The organism is Massilia sp. 05N420, assembly GCF_056397205.1.
In genome coordinates this window covers 1-395 of sequence record NZ_JBFTMX010000234.1, presented here as the reverse complement: position 1 = coordinate 395, position 395 = coordinate 1, and the positions used below count along the sequence as shown (strand labels likewise).

Sequence of the window (395 nt, the reverse complement as noted above, 5' to 3'; positions counted from 1 at the left end):
CGTCGAAGCTGCGCGAACTTGTGATCACCGACACCATCCAGCCGACCACGGCTGTGCAGTCGGCCCACAATATCCGCGTCATCACGACCGCCAATCTGATCGGCGAAGCCATCAACCGCACCAGCCAGGAAGAGTCCGTCTCCAGTCTCTTCGACTGACGGTTCCATCCCTGCCCTGTTCGGAGCGGCGAAGTTGCATTTGCTGCTTCATCGCGCTGACTGTTTCGACTAGGCTTCCCCTGTGATTTGTTTGCACGGGGGAGCAATTGTGACGAACATCCGAAACCATCTGAAAACCGGCAGGCGGCTGGCGCTGATAGCGCTTATTCCGCTGCTGTCGGCCTGCACCGTCGACGTCGATCCCGGCTATTCGCGGCCACCGCCGCGTCCCCGGCC

At 61.0% G+C, this 395-nt stretch carries 1 protein-coding gene; it reads left to right on the top strand.

From position 1 onward, the window contains the following. Nucleotides 1–8 precede the first annotated feature (8 nt). Entirely contained in the window at nt 9–158 is a 150-nt protein-coding gene (locus AC1DIX_RS28115) for a hypothetical protein (protein ID WP_477328662.1), read from the top strand. Nucleotides 159–395 lie beyond the last annotated feature (237 nt).